The sequence below is a fragment of the uncultured Pseudomonas sp. genome (assembly GCF_913777995.1).
Lineage (GTDB): Bacteria > Pseudomonadota > Gammaproteobacteria > Pseudomonadales > Pseudomonadaceae > Aquipseudomonas.
In genome coordinates this window covers 236,454-253,288 of the sequence record NZ_CAJYVE010000024.1, presented here as the reverse complement: position 1 = coordinate 253,288, position 16,835 = coordinate 236,454, and the positions used below count along the sequence as shown (strand labels likewise).

The 16,835-nt window shown below is 62.5% G+C and carries 17 protein-coding genes and 1 other RNA gene; 14 read left to right on the top strand and 4 right to left on the bottom strand.

What is annotated here, in order from left to right:
• Positions 1–157 precede the first annotated feature (157 nt).
• The 5 genes from petA (at position 158) to QZ497_RS10680 (ending at position 4,054) form a co-directional block, all read left to right on the top strand.
• Entirely contained in the window at positions 158–751 is a 594-nt protein-coding gene (petA, locus tag QZ497_RS10700) for a ubiquinol-cytochrome c reductase iron-sulfur subunit (RefSeq protein WP_295474137.1), read from the top strand.
• The gene (locus QZ497_RS10695) at positions 751–1,962 is read left to right on the top strand and encodes a cytochrome bc complex cytochrome b subunit (protein WP_295474134.1); all 1,212 of its coding nucleotides are present in this window, start codon (positions 751–753) and stop codon (positions 1,960–1,962) included. The genes petA and QZ497_RS10695 overlap by 1 nt, the downstream gene beginning before the upstream one ends.
• A complete protein-coding gene (locus tag QZ497_RS10690) occupies positions 1,962–2,741 on the top strand; it encodes a cytochrome c1 (protein ID WP_295474132.1) in 780 nt (259 codons plus the stop codon). Before QZ497_RS10695 ends, QZ497_RS10690 begins: the two co-directional genes overlap by 1 nt.
• Before the next feature lie 258 nt (positions 2,742–2,999).
• Positions 3,000–3,617 (top strand): glutathione S-transferase N-terminal domain-containing protein, encoded by a 618-nt coding sequence (locus QZ497_RS10685; protein WP_295474129.1) that lies wholly within the window; start codon positions 3,000–3,002, stop codon positions 3,615–3,617.
• A gap of 17 nt (positions 3,618–3,634) precedes the next feature.
• On the top strand, positions 3,635–4,054 hold the full coding sequence (locus QZ497_RS10680) for a ClpXP protease specificity-enhancing factor (RefSeq protein ID WP_295474126.1): 420 nt from the start codon (positions 3,635–3,637) through the stop codon (positions 4,052–4,054).
• Between the two features lie 96 nt (positions 4,055–4,150).
• Here QZ497_RS10680 and QZ497_RS10675 read toward each other — a convergent pair whose 3' ends face one another.
• The 4 genes from QZ497_RS10675 to QZ497_RS10660 form a co-directional block, all read right to left on the bottom strand.
• Positions 4,151–4,729, bottom strand: coding sequence for a BON domain-containing protein (locus QZ497_RS10675; RefSeq protein ID WP_295474123.1), 579 nt, complete (start codon positions 4,727–4,729; stop codon positions 4,151–4,153).
• A complete protein-coding gene (locus QZ497_RS10670; protein ID WP_295474120.1) occupies positions 4,726–5,319 on the bottom strand; it encodes a phosphoheptose isomerase in 594 nt (197 codons plus the stop codon). The genes QZ497_RS10675 and QZ497_RS10670 overlap by 4 nt, the downstream gene beginning before the upstream one ends.
• 141 nt (positions 5,320–5,460) lie before the next feature.
• Positions 5,461–5,829, bottom strand: coding sequence for a YraN family protein (locus tag QZ497_RS10665; RefSeq protein ID WP_295474118.1), 369 nt, complete (start codon positions 5,827–5,829; stop codon positions 5,461–5,463).
• A complete protein-coding gene (locus QZ497_RS10660) occupies positions 5,826–7,640 on the bottom strand; it encodes a penicillin-binding protein activator (protein ID WP_295474116.1) in 1,815 nt (604 codons plus the stop codon). Before QZ497_RS10660 ends, QZ497_RS10665 begins: the two co-directional genes overlap by 4 nt.
• Before the next feature lie 253 nt (positions 7,641–7,893).
• Between QZ497_RS10660 and rsmI the strand changes: the two genes are divergently transcribed.
• The 9 genes from rsmI (at position 7,894) to mraY (ending at position 16,832) form a co-directional block, all read left to right on the top strand.
• Positions 7,894–8,766 (top strand): 16S rRNA (cytidine(1402)-2'-O)-methyltransferase, encoded by an 873-nt coding sequence (gene rsmI / locus QZ497_RS10655; RefSeq protein WP_295474114.1) that lies wholly within the window; start codon positions 7,894–7,896, stop codon positions 8,764–8,766.
• A gap of 81 nt (positions 8,767–8,847) precedes the next feature.
• Positions 8,848–9,205: RNase P RNA component class A (gene rnpB / locus QZ497_RS10650), an RNA gene on the top strand.
• A 305-nt stretch (positions 9,206–9,510) separates the two neighbouring features.
• On the top strand, positions 9,511–9,966 hold the full coding sequence (gene mraZ, locus QZ497_RS10645) for a division/cell wall cluster transcriptional repressor MraZ (protein WP_295474111.1): 456 nt from the start codon (positions 9,511–9,513) through the stop codon (positions 9,964–9,966).
• A gap of 2 nt (positions 9,967–9,968) precedes the next feature.
• The gene (gene rsmH, locus QZ497_RS10640) at positions 9,969–10,910 is read left to right on the top strand and encodes a 16S rRNA (cytosine(1402)-N(4))-methyltransferase RsmH (protein WP_295474108.1); all 942 of its coding nucleotides are present in this window, start codon (positions 9,969–9,971) and stop codon (positions 10,908–10,910) included.
• Positions 10,907–11,200, top strand: a complete 294-nt coding sequence (gene ftsL / locus QZ497_RS10635) for a cell division protein FtsL (protein ID WP_295474105.1) — start codon at positions 10,907–10,909, stop codon at positions 11,198–11,200. Before rsmH ends, ftsL begins: the two co-directional genes overlap by 4 nt.
• On the top strand, positions 11,197–12,924 hold the full coding sequence (locus QZ497_RS10630; RefSeq protein ID WP_295474084.1) for a penicillin-binding protein 2: 1,728 nt from the start codon (positions 11,197–11,199) through the stop codon (positions 12,922–12,924). The genes ftsL and QZ497_RS10630 overlap by 4 nt, the downstream gene beginning before the upstream one ends.
• A complete protein-coding gene (locus tag QZ497_RS10625; protein ID WP_295474081.1) occupies positions 12,924–14,387 on the top strand; it encodes a UDP-N-acetylmuramoyl-L-alanyl-D-glutamate--2,6-diaminopimelate ligase in 1,464 nt (487 codons plus the stop codon). The genes QZ497_RS10630 and QZ497_RS10625 overlap by 1 nt, the downstream gene beginning before the upstream one ends.
• Positions 14,380–15,750: a UDP-N-acetylmuramoyl-tripeptide--D-alanyl-D-alanine ligase gene (murF, locus tag QZ497_RS10620; protein WP_295474078.1), complete on the top strand. Its 1,371-nt coding sequence runs from the start codon at positions 14,380–14,382 to the stop codon at positions 15,748–15,750. The genes QZ497_RS10625 and murF overlap by 8 nt, the downstream gene beginning before the upstream one ends.
• Positions 15,750–16,832 carry a phospho-N-acetylmuramoyl-pentapeptide-transferase gene (mraY, locus tag QZ497_RS10615; protein ID WP_295474075.1) on the top strand — a complete coding sequence of 361 codons (1,083 nt, stop codon included), beginning with the start codon at positions 15,750–15,752 and terminating at the stop codon, positions 16,830–16,832. Before murF ends, mraY begins: the two co-directional genes overlap by 1 nt.
• The last annotated feature ends 3 nt before the right edge of the window (positions 16,833–16,835 follow it).

Here is a 16,835-nt window from a genome sequence, read left to right as displayed (position 1 = left end):
GCAAGTCAATGTTTACACCTATTCCTACCTTTTGAAGGGTCTTAAGACCTTGTTGACAGAAGGGGCATTATTTACCATCCCGGCCACTTGGCAATGACTAGATTGTTATCGAGCAGGTTCCTGATTGATCAGGCCTGCGTGGACGGGAGAGGGCGGAATGAGCAATGACGGCGTCAATGCGGGCCGGCGTCGCTTCCTGGTAGCGGCTACCTCGGTGGTGGGCGCGGCGGGGGCGGTAGGGGCTGCGGTCCCGTTTGTAGGATCGTGGTTTCCCAGCGCCAAGGCCAAGGCCGCGGGCGCGCCGGTCAAGGTCAACATCGGCAAGATCGAGCCGGGCCAGCAGATGGTTGCCGAGTGGCGTGGGCAGCCGGTGTTCATCCTGCGCCGAACGAGCCAGATCCTTGAGGGTTTGGGCAGGATAGGCGGCCAGTTGGCGGATCCTGAATCGAAACAGTCCGTGCAGCCGGGCTATGTCGACCATGCCCTGCGTTCGATCAAGCCAGAGATCCTGCTGCTGGTCGGTCTGTGCACCCACCTGGGCTGCTCGCCGACCTTCCGTCCGGAGGTGGCGCCTGCCGACCTGGGGCCGGAGTGGGTCGGCGGCTACTTCTGCCCATGCCACGGCTCGCGCTACGACCTGGCCGGCCGCGTCTACAAATCACAACCTGCGCCATTGAACCTGCCGGTACCGCCGCACAGCTATGAGTCGGACACGGTCATTGTCATTGGCGTCGATCAGGAGGGGGCGTGATGAGCAAGTTCATGGATTGGATCGATGCGCGTTTTCCTGCCACCAGGATGTGGGAAGAGCATCTGAGCAAGTACTACGCACCGAAGAACTTCAACTTCTTCTATTTCTTCGGCTCGTTGGCGCTGCTGGTTCTGGTCAATCAGCTGGCGACCGGCGTTTGGTTGACCATGAACTACACGCCGACGGCGGAAGAGGCTTTCGCCTCTGTCGAGACGATCATGCGTGATGTGGAATACGGCGCCATCTTGCGTCTGCTGCACTCCACCGGTGCCTCGGCGTTCTTCATCGTGGTGTACCTGCACATGTTCCGGGGGCTGTTGTATGGCTCGTACCAGAAGCCGCGTGAGCTGGTGTGGATATTTGGCATGTTCATCTACCTGGCGCTGATGGCCGAGGCCTTCATGGGCTACCTGCTGCCTTGGGGGCAGATGTCCTATTGGGGTGCCCAGGTGATCATCTCGTTGTTCGGCGCGATTCCCTTCATCGGTGATGCGCTGACCGAGTGGATACGCGGCGACTATCTGATCTCCGGCATTACCTTGAACCGCTTCTTCGCCCTGCATGTCATCGCGCTGCCCATCGTCATTCTCGGCCTGGTGGTGCTGCACATCCTAGCCTTGCATGAGGTGGGGTCGAACAACCCGGACGGTATCGATATCAAGAAGCTCAAGGACGAGAACGGCAAGCCGCTGGATGGTATTCCATTCCACCCTTACTACACAGTAAAGGACATCGTCGGCGTGGCGGTGTTTCTCTTCGTGTTCTGCACCATCGTGTTCTTCTTCCCGGAAATGGGCGGCTACTTCCTGGAAAAGCCTAACTTCGAGGCCGCCAATCCGTTCAAGACGCCCGAGCACATCGCGCCGGTGTGGTACTTCACGCCGTTCTACGCCATCTTGCGCGCCATCCCTGACAAGCTCATGGGGGTAATGGCCATGGGGGCTGCGATCGCCGTGCTGTTCGTGCTGCCCTGGCTGGACCGCAGCCCGGTGCGCTCGATGCGCTACAAGGGCTGGCTCAGTCGTTTGTGGCTGGCGGTGTTCTGCCTGGCCTTCGTGACGCTCGGCGTGCTGGGTGTACAGCCGCCCACGCCGGGACGGACCTTGCTGTCGCAGGTCTGCACCTTCCTGTACTTCGCGTATTTCATTCTGATGCCGTTCTATACCCGGCTCGAGAAAACCAAACCGGTGCCAGAGAGGGTAACAGGCTGATGAACAAGCTATTGGCGGTATTGATGCTGGCCTGGCTGCCGGCGCTCTGCACGGCGGCCGAACAGGTTGCCGAGCTGGAGCCGGTGAAGATCGACGTCTCCGACAAGGCGGCGATGCAGGATGGTGCGCGAACCTTCGTCAACTATTGCATGGGGTGTCACGGGGCCAAGTACCAGCGTTACGAGCGGGTGGCCGATGACCTGGGCATTCCTCATGAGCTGATGCTCGAGAAGCTGGTGTTCACCGGGGCGAAGATCGGTGATCACATGACCAGCAGCATGCGACCGGCCGATGCCAAGGCCTGGTTCGGTGCCGAACCTCCGGATCTGACCCTGGTGGCGCGGGTGCGTGGGACCGATTGGTTGTATCACTACCTGCGCTCGTTCTACGAAGACCCGTCCCGGCCGTTGGGGGTGAACAACCGTGTCTTCCCCAATGTCGGCATGCCCAATGTGCTGGTCGGCCTGCAGGGGCGCCAGGTGATCGGCTGCAAGCAGGTACCGGTGGTCGAAAGCGGCAAGAAACAGTACGACCCGCTCACGGGTACGGTCCTGACCCATGAAGCCTGTGACCAGCTGACCGTGTTGCCCAACACCGGCAGCCTGAGCCAGGAGCAGTTCGATGAGAAGATCCGTAACCTGGTGACCTTCCTGGCCTACTCGGCCAACCCGATGAAGCTGGAACTCCAGCGTATTGGCACCTGGGTGCTGCTGTACCTGGCATTCTTCTTTGTATTCGCCTGGCTGCTCAAGCGCGAATACTGGAAGGACGTGCACTGATCGCTTGGCCAGCTTTCCGGGGACAGGCGCGGATAATAGGGCGCATATTCGTTTCAGCAGAGGACCAGGCGGTAGCGCTTTCAGGAAAAAGACCCGCGTTGCGAGTATAGTAGCGGAGCAAGATTGCAAATTTGCCTCAGGTGAATAAGCTATCCTGTTCGCGTATCGACGCCCTGCTGCCAGCGTGCATCCACGCAGGCATGTCAGGGCGTATTTGCGCCGTCGTTACACTCATATCTACAAGCGAGGAGGATCACCATGGGCGTGACCAATCGGTTGGCCTGTTATTCCGACCCCGCCGACCACTATTCCCACCGCGTACGCATCGTGCTCGCCGAGAAGGGCGTCATCGTCGAGATCATCGACGTCGTGGCTGATCGCCTGCCGCCGCAACTGGTCGAGGTGAATCCCTATGGAAGCCTGCCGACCCTGGTCGATCGGGACCTGGCGTTGTACGAGCCGACCGTGGTGATGGAGTACCTGGAGGAGCGCTACCCGCATCCACCACTGATGCCGGTTTATCCGGTTGCCAGGGCCAATACCCGGCTGCTGGCACATCGCATACAGCGGGACTGGTGCGGTCTGGTGGACAAGATCCTGGATCCGCGCTGCAAGGAGAGTGATCGGGTCCAGGCGCGCAAGGAGCTGCGCGAGAGTCTGACAGGGGTATCGCCACTGTTCGCTGACAAGCCGTTTTTTCTCAGTGATGAGCTAAGTCTCGTCGATTGCTGTCTACTGCCCATACTCTGGCGTTTGCCGGTTTTGGGTATCGAATTGCCACGGCAAGCCAAGCCGTTGCTCGACTACATGGAACGCCAGTTCGCGCGTGAGGCATTCCAGGCAAGCCTGTCTGCTGCCGAGCGTGAAATGCGCTAAGGCCTAAGGAGCCGTTGATGAACTCCAGTCGCCCTTATCTGATTCGTGCTCTTTACGAGTGGATTGTAGATAACGATTGCACCCCTCATATCCTGGTGAATGCCGAGTACCCTTCGGTGCAGGTGCCCCAGGGTTTCGCCAATGACGGGCAGATCGTCCTCAACGTATCGCCGAGTGCGGTGCGCCAGCTGCATATGGATAACGAAGCAGTGAGCTTCGAGGGCCGCTTCGGTGGTGTGCCGCATACCTTGTACGTGCCGGTTGGTGCGATCCTGGGTATTTACGCTCGTGAGAATGGCCAGGGCATGGTCTTCGACCTGGAGCCGGCCCTGGAGGAGCGGGATGTCGAAGAAATCGACATGGACGACGACAACTCGCCACCCGACAGTGAGCCGCCGCGCCCCAGCGGCAGGCCGAGCCTGAAAGTCGTGAAATGAAAAAAAAGGCGATCTGCGGATCGCCTTTTTTTCATTTCAGGATGCCGCTTGGGGCTGATTGCCGATAGCTTGCCAGCCTGGCGAACCGGTTCATGGTCAGTCGATGTACTCGAACAACTTGACGATCTTCTGCACGCCCGAGACCCCTTGGACCAGATTGGTCGCACGGTTGGCTTCCTGTTGAGTGACCAGGCCCAGCAGGTAGACGATACCGTTCTCGGTCACCACCTTGATGCGTGAACCGGGAATGGAGTTGTCGGCCAGCATCTGGCTCTTGATCTTGGTGGTCAGCCAGGTGTCGTTCTGGCGTGCCAGGAACGAAGAGGGCGGGATGACCTGCAGCTCGTTGTTGACCTTCTTGACCCGCTGCACCGAGGCCGCCGCCTGTTCGGCGATGTTCTTCAGCTCGGCGCGTGGCGTCTGGCCGGCCAGCAGGACGATGCCGTTGTAGCTGGTCACCACGATGTGCGAGCCCTCGGCCAGGTCCGGATGGGCCTTGGAGATGTTCACCGCCGCCTTGGTCTCGATCAGTGAGTCGTCGATCTTGCTGCCAAGGGTACGTGTGCCGCGGTCATCCTCGATGGGCTGGTCGCGGGTGGCGGTCAGTACCGAGCTGCAGCCGCCAAGGCCGAGGCACAGGGCCAGAACTGTCAGGCTGAGACGATTAGGGGTCATTCTTCACTCCCGAACAATTGGCTGTCGATCAAATCGCAGAGGCAGTGGATCGCCAGCAGATGGACTTCCTGAATGCGCGCGGTGACCTTGGCCGGGACACGGATCTCCACGTCCTCGGGCAGCAGTAGCGAAGCTACGTCGCCACCGTCGCGTCCAGTCAATGCTACGACAATCATTTCGCGATCATGTGCGGCCTGGATCGCCTGAATGATATTGGCCGAATTGCCGCTGGTGGAAATCGCCAGCAACACGTCGCCCGGTTGGCCAAGGGCGCGGATCTGTTTGGAGAACACCTCGTTGTAGCTGTAGTCGTTGGCAATCGAGGTGATGGTCGAGCTGTCGGTGGTCAGGGCGATGGCGGGCAGGCTGGGGCGCTCGCGCTCGAAGCGGTTGAGCAGCTCCGAGGAGAAGTGCTGGGCGTCGCCCGCTGAGCCGCCATTGCCGCAGGCCAGCATCTTGCCCTCGTTGAGCAGGGCATTGACCATGACCTGGCTGGCCAGCTCGATATGCGGTGCGAGGACCTCCATGGCCTGTTGCTTGGTATCGATACTGGCCTGGAAGTGCCGGCGGATTCGGGATTGCATGTCCATCTGGAGTGACCTTGGTTAGCGCGTCGGGTCGCGGTTCGGCGCCCTGGGCAATCGCCGCAGGCGCCCTGCATCATCGGGTTGGCCGGCGCGGCAAACGAAAAAACGGTGTTGGATTCGGTGGGTGCTCGGGGTGGCGACGGCTCAGCTGTCGAAGGCGCTCTTCAGCCAGTTCAACACATTGCCCTCGCCAGGCGTCCCCTCGACCGCGATGACATCGAAACGGCAGGGGCTTTCGGCCCAGCGCGGCTGTTCATGGAGAAACTGCTGCGCGGCGGCGATCAGCCGTTCCTGCTTGCGTGCATCGATGCTTTCCATGGCGCTGCCCCAGCCGTTATGGCGGCGGTAGCGGACTTCGACGAATACTACTGTAGAGTCGTCCAGCATGACCAGATCAAGCTCGCCGCGTCGGCATGTCCAGTTGCGTGCCAGCAGTTGCAGGCCATGCTGTTGCAAATGCTGCAGGGCGAAGGTTTCAGCCTCGCGCCCTGCAACCTGGCTGCCTGGTCTCAAGGCGCGGTGTCCGGCAGGCGCTGGACCTGGCCGTTGACGAACTCGGCCCAGGGCAGTTGACGTTCAACGCGACGGTTCTGGTTCAGGCTCAGGCTGCCGGACAGGCCGTCGAGGCGGCTATCAGGCAGGGCCTTGAGCTGTGTGAGACGCGGCGCCAGGCGGTAGGCGTCGACGCCCATGGCATAGAGGCGGCCCAGGCTGCCCGCTGCCTGTGGCCACTGGGCGACCACCTGCTGGCGCAGCGGGTCGTTGGCACTGAGCAGCCATGGTGTGTCGCAGAAGCGAACGCCATTGAGGTCCATGTACTGGGCGTGATCGTTGCTGTTGGTGAACAGCTGCGAGGTGGCGTACACCGGTACATCACCTGCGTACTGGAAGACCATGGTCGGTTTGATCTGCTGGGCCAGTTGCGGGGTGGCGACCAGGAACATGAAGTCGATGTCCTGGCGGCGCGAAGGCTGGGTCGCGACCTGGCTGCCGGTGGCGGCCTGCAGACGCTGGGCGCGGCCTTCGCTGGAGCGCAGCTGGAACATGTCGGCGATCTGGCGGGCCAGGTCGACGGGCTGGTCGATACGCTCGACGGCGACCAGAGTGCCGCCCTTGGCGCGCCAGCTGTTGTTGAAGGCGGTCAGTACACGGTCGCCCCATTCGCCCTTGGGCACCATCGCCACGGCGGTACGCTTGCCTTCCGACCAGGCGCGGCGAGCCACTTCGCGAGCTTCGTCCTCGGCGGCCAGGCCGAACTGGAACAGTTCCTGCGGGCCGGCGGTAGGGCTGTCGCTGTAGTTCAGGGCCAGGGTGGTGATGGGCAGTTGAGGGCGGCTGCTGAGCTGCTTGACCAGTTCCTTCTCCAGAGGGCCAACCACCAGTTGTACGCCGGCAGCCTTGGCCTGGCGGTAGAAGTCGTCCATGGAGGTCACTCGAGAGCTGTCGAAGACCTGGATGGCCGGCGGGTTCTGGCCAGCCTGTTGGGCCTGGTAGTGGGCGGCCAGGAAGCCTTCACGCAGCGCCTTGGCGACATTGGCCAGCGGGCCTTCCTGAGGCAGCAGCAGCGCGATGCGGGTCAGCGGTTCACTGGTCAGCGAGCGCAGCTGCGCCAGTGCGGTGGGCAGCTGCTGGGCAGCCGGGTGTTTCGGGTTCTGCGCTTTCCAGTTGTCGATGGCGGCCTGCTGTTGCTCCAGGGTGCCGGCGTTCTTGATGGCGCTGGCCAGGTTCAGCCAGCCGCTCAGGTCATCGTTGCCAGTGGCCTGCAGCTGTTCAGGCGGCAGTGCGGAGACCAGTTTCCAGATGGCGTCGTTGTTGCTGCTGGCATCCTGGCCTTCGAGCAGCGGGCCGGCGAACACGCGCTCGCGCACTGCCGGGAGGATCTGGCCGTCCTGCTCGAGTGCCTTGGCATGCACCATGTGGGTACGCACCTGCTGCTCGGTCGACAGCTCGCCCAGGCGTTGCATGCTTGGGTGGGCCAAGGCCTCGAGCGCTGCCTTGGGCTGGTTGCGGCCCAGGGCCAGTTCGGCGGACAGGGTGCTGGCGAAGACCTGCAGGCCTGGCGGCAGTTGGTCGATCTGCACTTGCGCCAGCAATTGCGCGGCGCGGCCCGGATTGCCCTGGCGGTTGGCCAGGTCCGCGGCGCTCAGGCGCAGGGTGGCGGCCTTGTCCGGTGTCTTGGCGTTGGCCGCTTGTTCCAGCAGCTGTTCGATGCTGGCGTCGGGTGTGCGCGGCAGTTCACCGAGGTTCGACGAAGGAGAGCTGGCGCAGGCCGCCAGCAGGGCAGCGAGGCAGAGGGCAGATAACAGCCGCAGGCAAGCGATCATGTATATGTTCCTGGTACTCAAGCGAATTAGCGGGGAATTGTACCCAAGCACTGGCCGGGGTGCGACTTCGAAGGCGTGCGCGGCCGCAACCTGAGCGCAGCGCGAGGGGGTGTCATCGTCGTGAAGGGGGCGGGACTCTCATGCCTTGGCTTCCTTTTGCAGGCCTGTCGGGGTGTGGACTCCTGTCAGGGCATGGAGTCTGTACAATGCTTTCTTTATATATGTGTGGAGTCATGAACATGGGGTGTGCGTTTTGACTGTTGCGGCTGCTTCGAATTCCGCCACGGGATCGCTTTATGTCGTGGCCACGCCAATTGGCAACCTGGACGACATGAGCGTGCGTGCGCTCAAGGTGCTGCGCGAGGTCGCTCTCATTGCGGCTGAGGATACCCGGCATTCGTTGCGTCTGATGCAACACTTTGGCATAGCCACGCCGCTGGCGGCCTGCCACGAGCATAACGAGCGCAACGAAGGCGGACGCTTCATCGAGAAGTTGCTGGCGGGCGAGGATGTGGCGCTGATCTCCGATGCGGGTACACCACTGATTTCCGATCCGGGCTACCACCTGGTGCGCCAGGCGCGTGCCGCCGGGGTGCCGGTGGTTCCGGTGCCGGGGCCCTGTGCGTTGATCGCGGCCTTGTCGGCGGCGGGCTTGCCGTCGGACCGCTTCATCTTCGAAGGTTTTCTGCCGGCCAAGGCCGTGGGGCGCAAGACCCGTCTCGAGCAGCTGCGCGAAGAGCCGCGTACCCTGATCTTCTACGAAGCGCCGCATCGGATCCTGGAATGCCTGCAGGATATGGAGGTGGTGTTCGGCGGCGAGCGTCCGGCAGTGCTGGCCCGCGAATTGACGAAAACCTTCGAGACGCTCAAGGGCTTGCCGTTGGCGCAGCTGCGCGCATTCGTCGAGGCCGATGGCAATCAGCAGCGCGGTGAGTGCGTGGTGCTGGTGGCGGGCTGGAGCGAGCCGCAGGGGGATGATGCCATCGGCAGCGAGGCGCGTCGGATTCTGGGGTTGCTGCTGGAGGACCTGCCGGTCAAGCGGGCGGCAGCCTTGGCGGCGGAAATCACCGGCGTGCGCAAGAATCTGCTCTACCAGCTGGCGCTCGAAGAACAGCAGAAGAAATAAGGCGCTTTCATGGCGGGCGCAGCGAGCTTCAGGCTTTTAAAGCTTGTTCTTGGGCGCCCGTGCCGTTAACCTTGGCGGCGGAGAGTCGATTGGACAGTCGCTGCCGCTTGTTGTTCCGCAACAGGTGGGGGAGGAAAGTCCGGGCTCCATAGGGCGGAGTGCCAGGTAACGCCTGGGAGGCGCGAGCCTACGGAAAGTGCCACAGAAAACAACCGCCTAAGCACTTCGGTGCCGGTAAGGGTGAAAAGGTGCGGTAAGAGCGCACCGCACGTCTGGTAACAGTTCGTGGCTAGGTAAACCCCACTCGGAGCAAGACCAAATAGGGTTCCAAGGCGTGGCCCGCGCTGGAACCGGGTAGGTTGCTAAAGACGTCCAGTGATGGCCGTCGTAGAGGAATGACTGTCCTCGACAGAACCCGGCTTACAGATCGACTCTCCATCCCTCCTTTATCCGCGTTTCATAGTCGTGACGCGCTTCGTAATATCAAAAAAATCTTAAACTTCATAAATCACTTTAACTTCGATTCTCATCGCTTTGTGGTGCGTCGTTTTATTTGCGCAGCCTCCACGCAAATTCCTCTCCGCTCATCCAATACCACTCCTAAATTGCCGTTCTGTAAGGGTTTTCCTTAGAACCCTACCTTGACGGTGTGGTGGGCGCGTTCCTATAGTGTGCGCAAGTGGCAGAAAGTGGCACGAAGTGGGTTTTTGTAGCGCAGAAAAGTAGAATTCGGAGAGCGCGCCTGTGTTCCGTGGTGCCAACGCAATCAATCTCGATGCCAAGGGTCGTCTCGCTATGCCGAGCCGGTACCGTGACGAGCTCGATTCGCGTAGTGCCGGTCAGTTGATCGTCACCATCGATGCCATAGATCCCTGCTTGTGCATTTATCCGCTTTCCGAGTGGGAGTTGATCGAGGCGAAGCTGCGTGAGCTCGCCACCTTCCGTGAAGAGAACCGCCGCTTGCAGCGGCTCCTGATTGGTAATGCGGTCGACCTGGAGCTGGATGGCAGCGGACGTTTTCTGGTGCCGCCCCGTTTACGCGAATACGCCAAGTTGGATAAGCGCGTGATGCTGGTTGGCCAGCTCAATAAGTTTCAATTGTGGGACGAGGACGCCTGGAACGCTCTTGCCGATGCGGACCTGGCGGCCATTCAGCAACCTGGCGCGATGCCCGATGATTTACGTGACCTGATCCTGTGACTATGAATGGCGGTTTTACCCACATCACCGTACTGCTGGAAGAAGCCGTAGAGGCTCTGGCCGTGCGCGCCGATGGCTGCTATCTGGACGGCACGTTCGGGCGTGGCGGTCACAGTCGCCGGGTGCTCGAACACCTGGGGCCGGACGGTCGGCTGCTGGGCTTCGACAAGGACCCTCAAGCGATTGCCACAGGGCAAACGCTGGCGGCCGAAGACGGCCGCTTTGTCATTGTGCAGCGCAGCTTTGCCGAACTGGGCGAAGAAGTTGCGGCGCGTGGCCTGCAAGGCCAGGTCAGTGGCGTGCTGCTCGACCTTGGTGTTTCTTCGCCACAGCTCGACGACCCTGAGCGTGGCTTCAGTTTCATGAACGACGGCCCCTTGGACATGCGCATGAATCCGGGGCAGGGCATCAGTGCCGCCGAGTTCGTCGCCACCGCGTCGGCCGAAGAGCTGGCGCGCGTCTTCAAGGAATATGGTGAAGAGCGCTTCGCTCGTCGTATGGCCAATGCCGTCGTCGAGCGTCGCCAGGTCCAGCCGTTCGAGCGTACCGCCGACCTGGCCGAAGTGCTCAAGGCCGCCAATCCGGCCTGGGAGAAGGGCAAGCACCCTGCGACCCGTGCTTTCCAGGGCCTGCGCATCCACGTCAACAACGAACTGGGTGATCTGGAAGCCGGTCTGGAGGCCGCGCTCGACGCCCTTGAAGTGGGCGGCCGCCTGGTGGTCATCAGCTTCCATTCGCTGGAAGATCGTATCGTCAAGCTGTTCATGCGCAAGCTGGTCAAGGGCGAGGCGGACAACATGCCGCGTAACCTGCCGATCCAGGCCAAGATCTTCGAGCCACGCGTGCGTCTGGTCGGCAAGGCGCAGTTCGCTTCCGAGGCAGAAACCCGTGCCAATCCGCGTTCGCGCAGCGCTGTCATGCGCGTAGCGGAGAAGCTCCGATGAGCCGCCTGTTCTTCAAGCCTCTGCCGCGCGGCAGCTTCATCATGCTGCTGCTATTCATCGCCGTCCTCGTGTCGGCGATTGGCGTTTCTTACAGTGCCCACTGGAACCGTCAGCTGCTCAATTCGCTTTACACCGAAACCACGATTCGCGACAAGGCGCAGGCCGAATGGGGCCGGCTGATTCTCGAGCAGAGCACCTGGACGGCCCACAGCCGTATCGAGGCCCTGGCCACCGACCAGCTCAAGATGCGCATTCCCAATGCCGGTGAAGTGCGGATGGTGGCGCCATGATGAAGCTTGAAGGGGCTTTGTACCCCTGGCGCTTCCGCCTCGTCGTGGCTCTGCTGTCGTTGCTGGTGCTCGCCATTTCCTGGCGCATCATCGACCTGCAGGTCGTCGACCACACCTTCCTTCAGGAACAGGGCGACGCCCGCAGCTTGCGGCATATTCCAATTCCGGCACACCGTGGCTTGATCACCGATCGCAACGGCGAACCATTGGCGGTGAGTACGCCGGTCACCACCCTGTGGGCCAACCCCAAGGAAATGCTCCAGGATCGCAGCAAGTGGCCGCTGCTCGCCCAGTCGATCGGCCAGGATCCCAAGGCGCTGGCCGAACGCCTGGAGTCCCAGGCCAACAAGGAATTCATTTATCTGGTTCGCGGCCTGACCCCTGAACACGGCCAGGCCGTGCTCGACCTCAAGGTGCCGGGCGTCTATGGCATCGAAGAGTTCCGCCGCTTCTATCCCGCCGGCGATGTGACTGCGCACATGGTCGGCTTCACCGACCTGGACGATCATGGCCGCGAGGGTGTCGAGCTTGCCTACGACGACTGGCTGGCCGGTGTGCCGGGCAAGCGGCAGGTGATCAAGGACCGGCGCGGCCGACTGATCAAGGATGTTCAGGTGACCAAGAACGCCAAGGCTGGCAAGACCTTGGCGTTGTCTATCGACCTGCGCCTGCAGTACCTAGCGACCCGTGAACTGCGCAACGCCATCGTCGAGAACGAAGCCAAGGCCGGCAGCCTGGTGATCATGGACGTCAAGACCGGCGAGATCCTCGCCATGGTCAACAGCCCGACCTACAACCCCAATAACCGTCGCACCATGGTGCCGGCGGCCATGCGCAACCGGGCGATCATCGATGTGTTCGAGCCTGGCTCGACCATGAAGCCGATCTCCATGAGTGCCGCGCTGGAAAGCGGTCGCTGGAAGCCTTCCGATAAGGTCGAGGTGTATCCCGGCACCTTGCAGATCGGTCGCTACACCATTCGTGACGTAAGCAAGACCGAAGGCCCGGTGCTCGATCTGACCGGCATCCTGATCAACTCCAGTAACGTCGGCATGAGCAAGGTGGCCTTCGACGTGGGTGGCGAGGCGATCTTCCGCACCATGCAGCGCATGGGCTTCGGCCAGTACACCGGCCTGGGTTTCCCGGGTGAGCGCGTCGGCAACCTGCCCAACTACCGCGAATGGCGCAAGGCGGAAACTGCCACGCTGTCTTACGGCTACGGTGTTTCGGTCACCGCCCTGCAGCTCGCCCACGCCTACGGCGCCCTGGCGAACAATGGTCGTATCGTGCCCCTGAGCATTCTCAAGACCAGCACCGAGCCGACCGCGGTTCAGGCCATTCCGGAGGCCACCGCCAAGACCCTGCACGGCATGCTTCAACAGGTGATCGAAGACACCCGTGGCGTCTACCGCGCACGCGTGCCTTCCTACCACGTGGCCGGCAAGAGTGGTACGGCGCGCAAGACCTCCATCGGCACCAAAGGCTACGCCGAGAATTCCTACCGTTCGCTGTTCGCCGGCTTCGGGCCGATGAGCAACCCGCGCTATGCGATCGTCGTGGTGATCGACGAGCCGAGCAAGGGCGGTTACTTCGGTGGCCTGGTCTCGGCCCCGGTATTCAGCAAGGTGATGTCCGGTACGTTGCGGTTGATGAACATTCCGCCGGATAACCTGGAGCCGGAACAGGCCGCAGCGGCCCCGGTCGCCAAAGGAGGGCGTGGCTGATGTCGTTCAATCTGAGCAAGATCTTCCCGGGCACCGACCGTGACCCGCTGATCCGCGAACTGACCCTGGACAGCCGCAAGGTGCGTCCGGGCGACCTGTTCCTGGCCGTACCGGGTATCCGGGTCGATGGTCGCGAGCACATCGCCGACGCCCTGCAACGTGGTGCTGCTGCCGTGGCCTATGAAGCCGAAGGCTCCAGCGTGCTGCCACTTACCGAGGTGCCGCTGATTCCGGTCAAGGGCCTGGTCGGCCAGCTGTCGGCCATCGCCGGGCGTTTCTACGGCGAACCGAGCCGCCGCCTGAACCTGGTGGGGGTCACCGGCACCAACGGCAAGACCAGCGTGACCCAGCTGGTGGCCCAGGCCCTCGACCTGCTGGGCCAGCGCTGCGGTATCGTCGGCACGCTCGGCACCGGCTTCTATGGCGCCCTGGAAAGCGGCCGTCACACCACCCCTGATCCGATTGCCGTGCAGGCCACTCTGGCTGACCTCAAGCAGGCCGAAGCGCGTGCCGTGGCCATGGAGGTCTCGTCCCATGGCCTGGAGCAGGGTCGGGTCAAGGCCGTTGAATTCGACGTTGCGGTGTTCACCAACCTGTCTCGTGATCACCTCGACTACCACGGCACCATGGAAGCCTATGGCGCCGCCAAGGCCAAGCTGTTCGCCTGGCCAGACCTGAGCTGCCGGGTCATCAACCTGGACGACGCCTTTGGTCGTGAGCTGGCCGACGCGCCGCATCGCTCGAAGCTGATCACCTACAGCCTGACCGACAAGAGCGCCTACCTGTTCTGTCGTGATGCGCGCTTCGATGACGATGGCGTGCGCGCCACGCTGGTCACGCCGCAGGGCGAACACTTCCTGCGCAGCAGTCTGCTCGGCCGTTTCAACCTGAGCAACGTACTGGCGGCCATCGGCGCACTGCTGGGGCTGGACTATGCCCTGGACGAAATCCTCAAGGTGCTGCCGCAACTGGTCGGCCCGGTTGGCCGTATGCAGCGTCTGGGTGGCGGCAAGCAGCCGCTGGTGGTGGTCGACTATGCGCACACCCCAGACGCTTTGGAGAAGGTGCTTGAAGCCCTGCGTCCGCATGCCAAGGGGCGCCTGCTGTGCCTGTTCGGTTGCGGTGGTGACCGTGACCGTGGCAAGCGCCCGTTGATGGCCGAGGTTGCCGAACGCCTGGCCGACAGCGTGCTGGTCACCGATGACAACCCGCGCAGCGAAGCGCCTGCGCAGATCTTCGACGACATTCGTGCCGGTTTCGCCAACGCCAACCAGGTACGTTTCGTCGAGGGGCGTGGTCAGGCCATTGCCGAGTTCGTTGCCGCCGCTGGCGCCGACGACGTGGTGCTGCTGGCTGGCAAGGGACACGAAGACTACCAGGAGATCGATGGCCAGCGTCATCCGTTCTCCGATCTTGAACAGGCCGGCATCGCCCTGGCTGCCTGGGAGGCTGCGCATGTTTGACGCCCTGAGCTTCAGCGAACTGCTGACCCCGCTGGACGCCCGCCGCACCGGTGCCGACTGCCGTTTCTCCGGGGTCAGCACCGATAGCCGCAGCATCGCCCCCGGGCAATTGTTCGTGGCCCTGACCGGCCCGCGCTTCGATGGTCATGACTACCTGGCCCAGGTGGCTGCCAAGGGCGCCGTCGGTGCGTTGGTCGAGCGCGAGGTGCCAGGCGTCGACCTGCCGCAGCTGGTGGTACTCGACACGCGCAAGGCCCTGGCCCAGCTGGGTGCCCTGAATCGCAACGCCTTCGTCGACCGCCCGGTGGCTGCCGTTACCGGCTCCAGTGGCAAGACCACGGTGAAGGAAATGCTCGCCAGTATCCTGCGCACCCGTGGGCCGGTCCTGGCGACCCGTGGCAACCTGAACAACGACCTCGGTGTGCCGCTGACCCTGCTGGAGCTGGCGCCCGAGCACACCGCGGCAGTCATCGAGCTGGGCGCTTCGCGGGTCGGCGAGATTGCCTACACCGCAAGCCTGACCAAGCCCCACGTGTCCATCCTGACCAACGCCGGCACCGCTCATGTGGGTGAATTCGGCGGTCCTGAGCGCATCGTCGAGGCCAAGGGCGAGATCATCGAGGGGCTGGACAGCCAGGGTGTCGCGGTACTGAACCTGGACGACAAAGCCTACCCGCTGTGGGTCATGCGTGCCGGTGACCGCAAGGTACTGAGCTTCGCCCTGGAAAACCCCCAGGCCGATTTCCACGCCAACGAGCTGGGTCGTGATGCACGCGGTTGCCCGGTGTTCGTGCTGCAGGGCCCTCAAGGCTCGGCGCGGGTGCAATTGAACCTGCTGGGCGTACATAACGTCAGCAACGCCCTGGCCTCTGCTGCAGCGGCCCATGCAATGGGCGTCAGCCTGGACGGCATCGTCGCCGGCCTCGAAGCCTTGCAGCCAGTCAAGGGCCGTGCCGTGGCGCAGATCGCCGCCAACGGCCAGCGTGTCATCGACGACACCTACAACGCCAACCCGGGCTCGATCAAGGCCGCTACCGACGTGTTGGCCGGTTTCGACGGCCGACGCGTCCTGGTGCTGGGCGACATCGGCGAACTGGGCGAGTGGGCCGAGCAGGGCCACCGTGAAGTGGGCGCCTATGCCGTCGGCAAGGTCGATGCCCTGTATGCCGTCGGCCCGCTGATGCGCCATGCCGCCGAGGCCTTCGGCCCGCAGGCCCGGCACTTCGCAACCCAGGCCGAGCTGATCGCTGCGCTGCAAGGCGAACAAGATTCAAACACCACTTTATTGATCAAGGGATCGCGCAGCGCCGCCATGGAACATGTCGTCGCGGCCCTGTGCGGCTCCAGCCTGGAGAAACATTGATGCTGTTGCTGTTGGCCGAATTTCTACAACAGTTCTATAAAGGCTTCGCAGTCTTTCAGTACCTGACCCTGCGCGGGATTCTGGGTGTGCTGACTGCGTTGAGCCTGTCGTTGTGGCTCGGGCCATGGATGATCCGCACCCTGCAGATCCGTCAGATCGGCCAGGCAGTGCGTAACGACGGTCCGCAATCGCACCTGTCCAAGTCCGGCACCCCGACCATGGGCGGTGCGCTGATCCTTTCGTCCATCGCGGTGAGCACCCTGCTGTGGGCCGACCTGACCAACCGCTACGTGTGGGTGGTACTGCTGGTGACCCTGCTGTTCGGTGGCATCGGCTGGGTCGACGACTACCGCAAGGTCATCGAGAAGAACTCCCGTGGCCTGCCGAGCCGCTGGAAATATTTCTGGCAGTCGGTGTTCGGCCTGTGCGCCGCCATCTTCCTGTTCGTCACCGCGCAATCGCCGGTCGAGACCACCCTGATCGTGCCGATGTTCAAGGACATGCACTGGCAGCTGGGTATCGGCTTCGTGGTACTGACTTATTTCGTCATCGTCGGCTCCAGCAACGCCGTCAACCTCACCGATGGCCTGGACGGCCTGGCGATCATGCCGACGGTGATGGTCGGCGGTGCCCTGGGCATTTTCTGCTACCTGTCGGGTAACGTGAAATTCGCCGAATACCTGCTGATTCCCTACGTGCCAGGCGCGGGCGAGCTGATCGTGTTCTGCAGCGCGCTGATCGGTGCCGGCCTGGGCTTCCTGTGGTTCAACACCTATCCGGCCCAAGTGTTCATGGGCGACGTCGGCGCGCTGGCGCTGGGGGCCGCGCTGGGCACCATCGCAGTGATCGTGCGCCAGGAAATCGTGCTGTTCATCATGGGCGGCGTGTTCGTCATGGAAACCCTTTCAGTGGTCATTCAGGTGGCCTCGTTCAAACTGACCGGTCGCCGCGTGTTCCGCATGGCGCCCATTCACCACCATTTCGAACTCAAGGGCTGGCCCGAGCCTCGGGTGATCGTCCGTTTCTGGATCATCACCGTGATTCTCGTGCTGATCGGCCTTGCCACGCTGAAACTGAGGTAATCG